1 pseudogene is annotated in these 325 nt (G+C 61.5%); it reads right to left on the bottom strand.

Features of this window, described 5'->3' with window-relative positions:
* Positions 1–325, bottom strand: a pseudogene (locus tag ACTJK8_RS32465) (flagellin); the annotation flags it as partial.

Here is a 325-nt window from a genome sequence, read left to right on the forward strand (position 1 = left end):
TGGTCAGGGTGGCCAGCGTCTTGTTGACGTCCGAGTTCAGCAGGAAGTTGCCGAGACCGTTCTGGCTGGTCGAGCTGTTCGAGTTGGTGATCGAGGTCAGGCCGAGGCCGTTCGAGGTCGCGTCGACCGAGGCGACGTTGAGGTTGGAGCTACCGGTGTCGTTGAACTTGATGTTCATGTCATTGCCCTTGCCGGCAATGAGGTTGACGCCGTTGTAGCTGGCGTCGCTGGCGAGCTGCGTGATCTGGTTGAGCAGGTTGTTGTACTGGTTCGCCAGCGAGGCGCGCTGGGCCGTGCCCGAGATCGACAGGTCGCTGGAGACGAC

The sequence above is a fragment of the Methylobacterium sp. 22177 genome (assembly GCF_052045615.1).
Lineage (GTDB): Bacteria > Pseudomonadota > Alphaproteobacteria > Rhizobiales > Beijerinckiaceae > Methylobacterium > Methylobacterium radiotolerans.